We start from the raw sequence: 6,966 nt of genomic DNA, 5'->3' as shown, positions 1-6,966 counted from the left end.
TCTTGTATATGAAGAAACCGCCGTAAAATAACATCAGACCAATTGCCCCAAAAATTACTATCATTGACGATAGACCCACTGCATTACCAAATAGGAGATCAAGCCAAAAGTCCATACGTTTCCTCCAAGATGTTCCCGACAGGAATAAACTAAATGGCGGTGTCTTGTTGCACACTGATCTGGATCAATTATGTTGCTAAGGTTAATAAACTGTATTTTGTTGTGAGTTATCAGTCACATTTTACGTGCTAGTGTTCAGTTATTCATCAAACGAATTAAGACCTAAGGTTTTTTTGTAAAAAGCACTTGCGCCACAGTTCAGAATCCGTAATATACGCATTCGTTGACGGGGACAATTCCTCAGTTAAACATCTCGGTGAATAGCGCAGCTTGGTAGCGCATCTGGTTTGGGACCAGAGGGTCGGGGGTTCGAATCCCTCTTCACCGACCACTTTTAGAAAGCCTGCTCAATGAGCAGGCTTTCGTCGTTTTTAGCGCTAGTAATTTTAGACTTCAATAGTATCGAATCAAATTGGGGTTCGCCTGATGTTCGAATATGGCACTTCACCGACACGTATTGAGAGGAAGGCTCTACAGAAATGTAGGGCCTTTTCATTTTTTAGAGTGAGTAAATTTATTACTTGATGTCACACGAGATAGTATTGATAGGAGTTTCAGAAGTAGTGAAGCAGACATAAGCGGTCTTTGGGTGATTTGGACCAATCTTGACGTAACCCGCTTTTAAATCGTCTTCATCAAACGTTACTGAGTGAGATTTGCTTGTATTTCCATCATAGTAAACCGCTTCAAAGCCTTGGTTCATCATATGTGCAACGCGATTTCGAGTGTGGGCTGTTGAAAACGTGATGTTCGCGCAACGCATCATTGGTTTTTCGGTAATAAGAAATTGACCACTCTCTTTATCTAAAACACCGCCTTTTACTTCCGGAGTTATATCAATAGCTTGAAAAGCTTCTACGTTGCATGGCGGTTTAGCATAAGACAGCGAAGAAGTGAGCATAATTCCAATCGTGTATAGGAATAAATATTTAAATTTCATATGAGTTGTTTTGTATCCACTTAGCTTAACGGCGTTTTATAAGAAAGTTTGAATGAATTTTTAAATGGTTGTATTTAAATAATTGTATTTAAATGGCATTTTTCACACAATCACTAGATATCACAATTTGCTTGGCGCGTCTTACCCAGTGGTTTGATGTTAAATCCCCGATTTTTAAGCAGTTCAATCAGGTTATCTTTACCTACTAAATGCAAGCCACCAACAACAACGGTGAAGCGACCCGATTGTTGAGGTAGAACACTGCCAGTGTCGAGTTTTTTAGCCCAATCTCGATTACGCTCGTATAAAAAGGCTTGGTTAAACTCTTCTGTTGTATGATCGGTCAAAGAGGCTTCGACCAACATGCTACCATCACCACTCTTCCAACTCTCTATCAAGCATTGAACCAACTCTTCTCCGCCATCATATTCTTCAATTGACGAGAGAAGTATCTCTTTACCGCCTTCTGATTGACCTGCGATTAAATCGATTTGGAATTGCACTGACTCTAGTGGAATGACCGGGATTTGCTTTTTATCAGCGAGTCCTATTAGGTGCATGTCGACCCCTTTATCAGAGACATACCCCAGTTTGTTGACTAAAGCGAGTTGGATGGTGAATGCAGCCATCCAAGGTGGGGAATTTAGGAGTTGAGTTTCTGGCAAACCTAAATCTTGGGCAATTTCAATTAAGTGGCGACGTTGAGCTCTGTCTAAAACATCTTTAGAAAGAATGGTTGTTTGTGGGTAAACCAAGCCTTCAGAATTCCTGACGTCTGCTTCAATAATCAACCCTGCGCTTTGGCTTAAATACTGGATGACCGTTCTAGGGAGTGGGTACATCGTTTTATCCCCCACATGTACCGAGCCAATAATCATAAGTTCGGTTTCCCCTTTTTTCGCTAACCAATGCTGTGGCTCTGCATAAGATGAAAAAGGCGTTAAAGTAACAAGTAGAGATGATATGAGCGTCAAGAGACGAAACATAGAATGGTCCTCAGATAAGATACCTTGAAACTTTATACGCAAAATAGCGTGAGGTTAAGTGCAATTTCTCCAGTGGTGTATTCGACAAAATCGTCATTTATAAAAATATTGACGAGTTTTGACGACGAATAAATGAGAGTCACTTCACGAAAGGTAAATAGGTAATTCGCTTACTAATGGTTCACAAAATAATTAGGCGTGATCCAAATCTTACAAAATCAGTCGTAACTCATGAATATAAGTGACCTAGATCGCAGCAAACTCGTCAAAACAAGTTGTTCGATTTTGACGTGTATTGTAACTCCATGAAAATTAGGTTTTTATTGTTTTTGCTGAGTGTCATTTTTTGAGCTGGATCACTTCCTATTTCTATTTATTTTACGCTTAGAAATAACAGGTTGTATGTTGAATGTAACGGTTAGGTACCTCGCATTTGAGGGGCCGAGATTTTTATCATTGTCGTTTTGAACCACTGACTTTTTTGGGGAAGTAAGATGTTTAAACCTAGTCTGATTGCTATTTCTGTTATCACTACATTAGCAGGTTGCGCTGCGCTGCAAAGCTCTGAACAACAAGTTGTAAATTCGTTGGCTAATAATCTTGATATTCAATACCAAGTGTTGACTAACCACGGCGCAAACGAAGGTCTTGCTTGTCAGGGCTTAGGGGCTGAGTGGGCGTCTTGTAACAAGGTAAACATGACGTTGGTTAACCAAGGAGAAGCGGTTGACTCAAAAGATTGGGCTATTTACTTCCACAGCATTCGTCTGATTCTGGATGTTGAAAACGAACAGTTCAAAATCTCTCGCGTAACGGGTGACCTACACAAACTAGAACCGACAGATAAGTTTGATGGTTTTGCTGCGGGTGAAGAGGTTGTGCTTCCTCTTGTTGCTGAATACTGGCAGCTATTTGAAACTGACTTCATGCCAGGCGCGTTCGTTGCTGCACCAAATGCAGAGCCTAAGATGATTGCTTCTCTTAACACAGAAGACGTTGCATCTTTCGTGACTGGCCTTGAGGGGAACAACCTAAAACGTACGCCAGATGACAACAACGTATTTGCAAACGCTGTGTCTCGTTTCGAGAAGAACGAAGACCTAGTAAAACAAGACGTATCAACCACGTTACTACCAACGCCACTGTCTGTTGAAGCAGGTAAAGGTACCGTAGATATCGCGGCGGGTATCGCGCTGCCTAAAGACGCATTCGATGCGACTCAATACGCAGCAATTCAAGATCGTGCAGAAGTGGTAGGTGTGGATGTTCGTGGTGATCTTCCTGTAAGCATCACTGTTGTTCCTGCAGACTTCACCGGTGAATTAGCAAAATCTGGTGCTTACGAAATGAGCATCAAAGGCGACGGTATTGCGATTAAAGCGTTTGACCAAGCAGGTGCTTTCTACGCAGTACAATCTATCTTTGGCCTGGTAGATAGCCAAAATGCTGATTCTCTACCACAACTGTCTATTAAAGATGCGCCTCGTTTTGATTACCGTGGTGTGATGGTGGACGTGGCTCGTAACTTCCACTCTAAAGACGCGATTCTTGCAACGCTTGACCAAATGGCCGCGTACAAGATGAACAAACTACACCTTCACCTAACGGATGATGAAGGCTGGCGTTTAGAAATCCCGGGTCTGCCTGAGCTGACTGAAGTGGGTGCTAACCGTTGTTTCGATTTGGAAGAGAAAAGCTGTTTACTGCCTCAGCTTGGCTCAGGTGCAACGACAGACAACTTTGGTTCTGGCTTCTTCAGCAAAGCAGACTACGTGGACATCTTGAAGTACGCGAAAGCGCGTAACATCGAAGTGATTCCTGAAATCGATATGCCAGCACACGCTCGTGCAGCAGTGGTATCAATGGAAGCACGTTACGACCGTCTAATGGAAGAAGGTAAAGAAGCAGAAGCAAACGAGTACCGCCTGATGGATCCTCAAGATACATCGAACGTAACGACGGTTCAGTTCTACAATAAGCAAAGCTTCATCAACCCATGTATGGAATCTTCAACTCGCTTTGTTGATAAAGTGATTTCAGAAGTAGCAGCAATGCACCAAGAAGCGGGCACGCCGCTAACAACATGGCACTTTGGTGGTGACGAAGCGAAGAACATCAAGCTAGGCGCTGGTCTGCAAGACATCAACGCAGAAGACAAAGTAAGCTGGAAGGGTAACATTGATTTGTCTAAGCAAGACAAGCCATTCGCACAGTCACCACAATGTCAGACGCTAATTGCAGACGGTACGGTAAGCGATTTTGCTCATCTACCAAGCCACTTTGCAGAAGAAGTGTCGAAGATGGTGGCAGAGAAAGGCATTCCAAACTTCCAAGCTTGGCAAGATGGCCTTAAGTACAGTGAAGGTGAGAAAGCGTTCGCAACAGAAAACACACGTGTTAACTTCTGGGACGTTCTTTACTGGGGTGGCACATCATCAGTGTACGAATGGTCTAAGAAAGGTTACGACGTTATCGTTTCTAACCCAGACTACGTATACATGGACATGCCGTACGAAGTTGACCCGAAAGAGCGTGGTTACTACTGGGCGACGCGTGCAACAGATACTCGTAAGATGTTTGGTTTTGCACCAGAGAACATGCCTCAGAACGCAGAAACCTCTGTAGACCGCGATGGTAACGGCTTCACTGGTAAAGGTGAAATCAAAGCGAAACCTTTCTATGGTCTATCAGCACAGCTGTGGTCTGAGACAGTACGTAACGACGAGCAATACGAGTACATGGTATTCCCTCGCGTACTGGCAGCCGCTGAACGTGCATGGCACCGTGCTGATTGGGAAAACGACTACAAAGTGGGTGTTGAATACTCGCAAAACTCTAACCTAGTAAACAAAGCTGCGCTAAACCAAGACTACAACCGCTTTGCGAACCTACTTGGCCAACGCGAACTGGCTAAGCTAGAAAAAGCGGGTATCGACTACCGCCTACCTGTACCAGGCGCGAAAGTTGAAGAGGGTAAACTGGCAATGAACGTTCAGTTCCCGGGTGTGAAGCTTCAATACTCTCTAGACGGCAAGAACTGGCTAACTTACGCAGATAGTGCTCGTCCAAATGTGAAAGGTGAAGTGTTTATCCGTTCCGTGTCAGCAACCGGTGAGAAAGCAAGTCGAGTGACCAGCGTGAAATAACTCAATTCTTGTAAGTTAATTTTTTGGCAAAGCCTCAACATCATGTTGGGGCTTTCTTTATTTTTTGAGGAAATTAAGCGTGATCGATGTCTAATTATTTTTCATTGATAAATAAGTTTTTGGTTGTAATGGTCAAGGTTATTGTGAACTGGATCGACTTAATCTGCTAAATATCAATAAACAACCTGTTTATGATCACACTTCTATTTTTTGAATAATTTTATAAAAATACAATAAGTGCCTGTATTTCCGATGTTTTTATCAGGGTTGTTGAGCTCGGTTTGAACAAGATCACTTTTTAAAATGTTTTATTTTCCATCGCGAATTAATTAAAACAATATTGCGAACGCCAAGGAGGCACATTCCAAAGTTTGCGATAAAAGGGAAGAGATGCCCTCTAAAACTATCGCATAACGTGAATAAATAAAGGCAGTAATTATGAAAAACATTTTTGCACTGAGTGCTCTTTCTCTCGCTTTCGCTTCTAGCGCTTTTGCTGGTTCTTCTTACGTAACAGGTAATGTTCAATTCCACGATGATGGTCGAATTCATGGTTCGGACGTTACGTCTACACTGGAAGCTGGTCATACTTTTGATAACCAATTCGGCGGCTTTACGGTTTACACCGAATTTGATGGTATTCAGTTGGGTAAACTGGAAACAGAAAACGGTGGCGCAGGTAACACAACACCAGCAATCACTGTGGGTGGTGAGCAGTCATTTAATATTACCGATCATTTATGGGTTGCCGCGGGTTACCAACACCTGTTCTCTGCTGGCGAGAATGTACAGTACCGTCCATTGGTTAAGATCGGTTACAACTTCGATAACGGCATCTCCTTAAGTAACCGTACTCGTGCGCACATTGATGCGACAGACGCAGACGCAGATGCGGATACAGATTACCGCATGGACAACCGCATCGGTTACGTGATGAATGAGGATGTGACGCTAAGCTACAACAACGTCTACATGATTGAAGCGGAAACCATGGACCACGAGCTTCGTGCAACGTGGACTCGTAAAGGTGTTCAACCTTACTTTGAGTTCCGTAGTCAAGCACACGGTGCAGAAAACGCGAGTGGTGACAGCCTAGTGAATAACGCTTTTGTATTTGGTGCCTCTTACGGCTTCTAATTTTATATTTGTCTTAACTGTCCATTAAGAAAAAGCCCAGCGGTTTATCTCGCTGGGCTTTGTTTTTATTGGTCGTTGCCTTCGTGGTGGCTATATTCGAACACTTGGCCTTTTTCGTTAAAGGCGTAAACGGTGTAGCTGTCTTTTTTGTCGCCATATTCCATACCAGGGGAGCCCATTGGCATGCCTGGTACTGATAGGCCTTTTGCGTTACGTGGTGGATTTTTCAAAAACGCTTTAATGTCTTCGGCTGGAATGTGACCTTCAAACAGATAGCCGTTGATCTCTGCCGTGTGGCAAGAGTAAAGCTGTTCATTCTTGATGCCTAGATCGCGTTTGATGGCGTTCATGTCATCGTGCAATTTTTCTTCGACCGTAAAGCCGTTCTCTTCCATGTGTTTTGTCCATTCTCCACAACAGCCACAGTATGGCGATTTATGGTTAATGACATCGGCTGCCAATACGTTGGCGGACACGGTCGCAAGCATTGCAAAGGTCAATAGTTTCAACTTCATAATACCCTCAAAAAGAAGTGGTTATTTTACTGAAAACAGTCGTAGTCGATTTGCATTACTAACGACAGTAATTGAAGACAGTGCCATTGCCGCTCCTGCGACAACAGGACTGAGCAAAAATC

Annotated in this window: 7 protein-coding genes and 1 tRNA gene; 3 read left to right on the top strand and 5 right to left on the bottom strand. The window is 43.2% G+C overall.

What is annotated here, in order from left to right:
• Window positions 1–115 (bottom strand): DUF3149 domain-containing protein (locus IQR33_RS27075; RefSeq protein WP_193844226.1); only part of this gene is annotated, 115 nt, incomplete at its 3' end.
• Between the two features lie 259 nt (window positions 116–374).
• On the opposite strand from IQR33_RS27075, the gene IQR33_RS27070 reads away from it, so the two are divergent.
• Window positions 375–451 (top strand) — tRNA-Pro (locus IQR33_RS27070).
• 186 nt (window positions 452–637) lie between these two features.
• Here the strand turns inward: IQR33_RS27070 and IQR33_RS27065 are convergent.
• The gene (locus IQR33_RS27065; protein ID WP_005384085.1) at window positions 638–1,021 is read right to left on the bottom strand and encodes a hypothetical protein; all 384 of its coding nucleotides are present in this window, start codon (window positions 1,019–1,021) and stop codon (window positions 638–640) included.
• A 152-nt stretch (window positions 1,022–1,173) separates the two neighbouring features.
• On the bottom strand, window positions 1,174–2,046 hold the full coding sequence (locus tag IQR33_RS27060) for a TraB/GumN family protein (RefSeq protein ID WP_064353689.1): 873 nt from the start codon (window positions 2,044–2,046) through the stop codon (window positions 1,174–1,176).
• Window positions 2,047–2,540: 494 nt separating this feature from the next.
• Between IQR33_RS27060 and IQR33_RS27055 the strand changes: the two genes are divergently transcribed.
• Together IQR33_RS27055 and IQR33_RS27050 are read left to right on the top strand one after the other, a co-directional pair.
• Entirely contained in the window at window positions 2,541–5,192 is a 2,652-nt protein-coding gene (locus IQR33_RS27055; RefSeq protein ID WP_193844224.1) for a beta-N-acetylhexosaminidase, read from the top strand.
• Window positions 5,193–5,630: 438 nt separating this feature from the next.
• A complete protein-coding gene (locus tag IQR33_RS27050; protein ID WP_193837644.1) occupies window positions 5,631–6,329 on the top strand; it encodes an oligogalacturonate-specific porin KdgM family protein in 699 nt (232 codons plus the stop codon).
• Window positions 6,330–6,394: 65 nt separating this feature from the next.
• On the opposite strand, the gene IQR33_RS27045 is transcribed toward IQR33_RS27050, so the two are convergent.
• Both IQR33_RS27045 and IQR33_RS34630 read right to left on the bottom strand, forming a co-directional pair.
• Window positions 6,395–6,844 carry a DUF411 domain-containing protein gene (locus IQR33_RS27045; RefSeq protein WP_005382005.1) on the bottom strand — a complete coding sequence of 150 codons (450 nt, stop codon included), beginning with the start codon at window positions 6,842–6,844 and terminating at the stop codon, window positions 6,395–6,397.
• Window positions 6,845–6,865: 21 nt separating this feature from the next.
• Window positions 6,866–6,966: hypothetical protein (locus tag IQR33_RS34630; protein ID WP_228014183.1), on the bottom strand; the 101-nt coding region annotated here is incomplete at its 5' end.

It is taken from the genome of Vibrio sp. OPT46, assembly GCF_015163535.1.
In the GTDB taxonomy this organism is placed as follows: Bacteria; Pseudomonadota; Gammaproteobacteria; order Enterobacterales; family Vibrionaceae; genus Vibrio; species Vibrio alginolyticus.
This window is presented reverse-complemented; position numbering and strand designations above follow the sequence as displayed.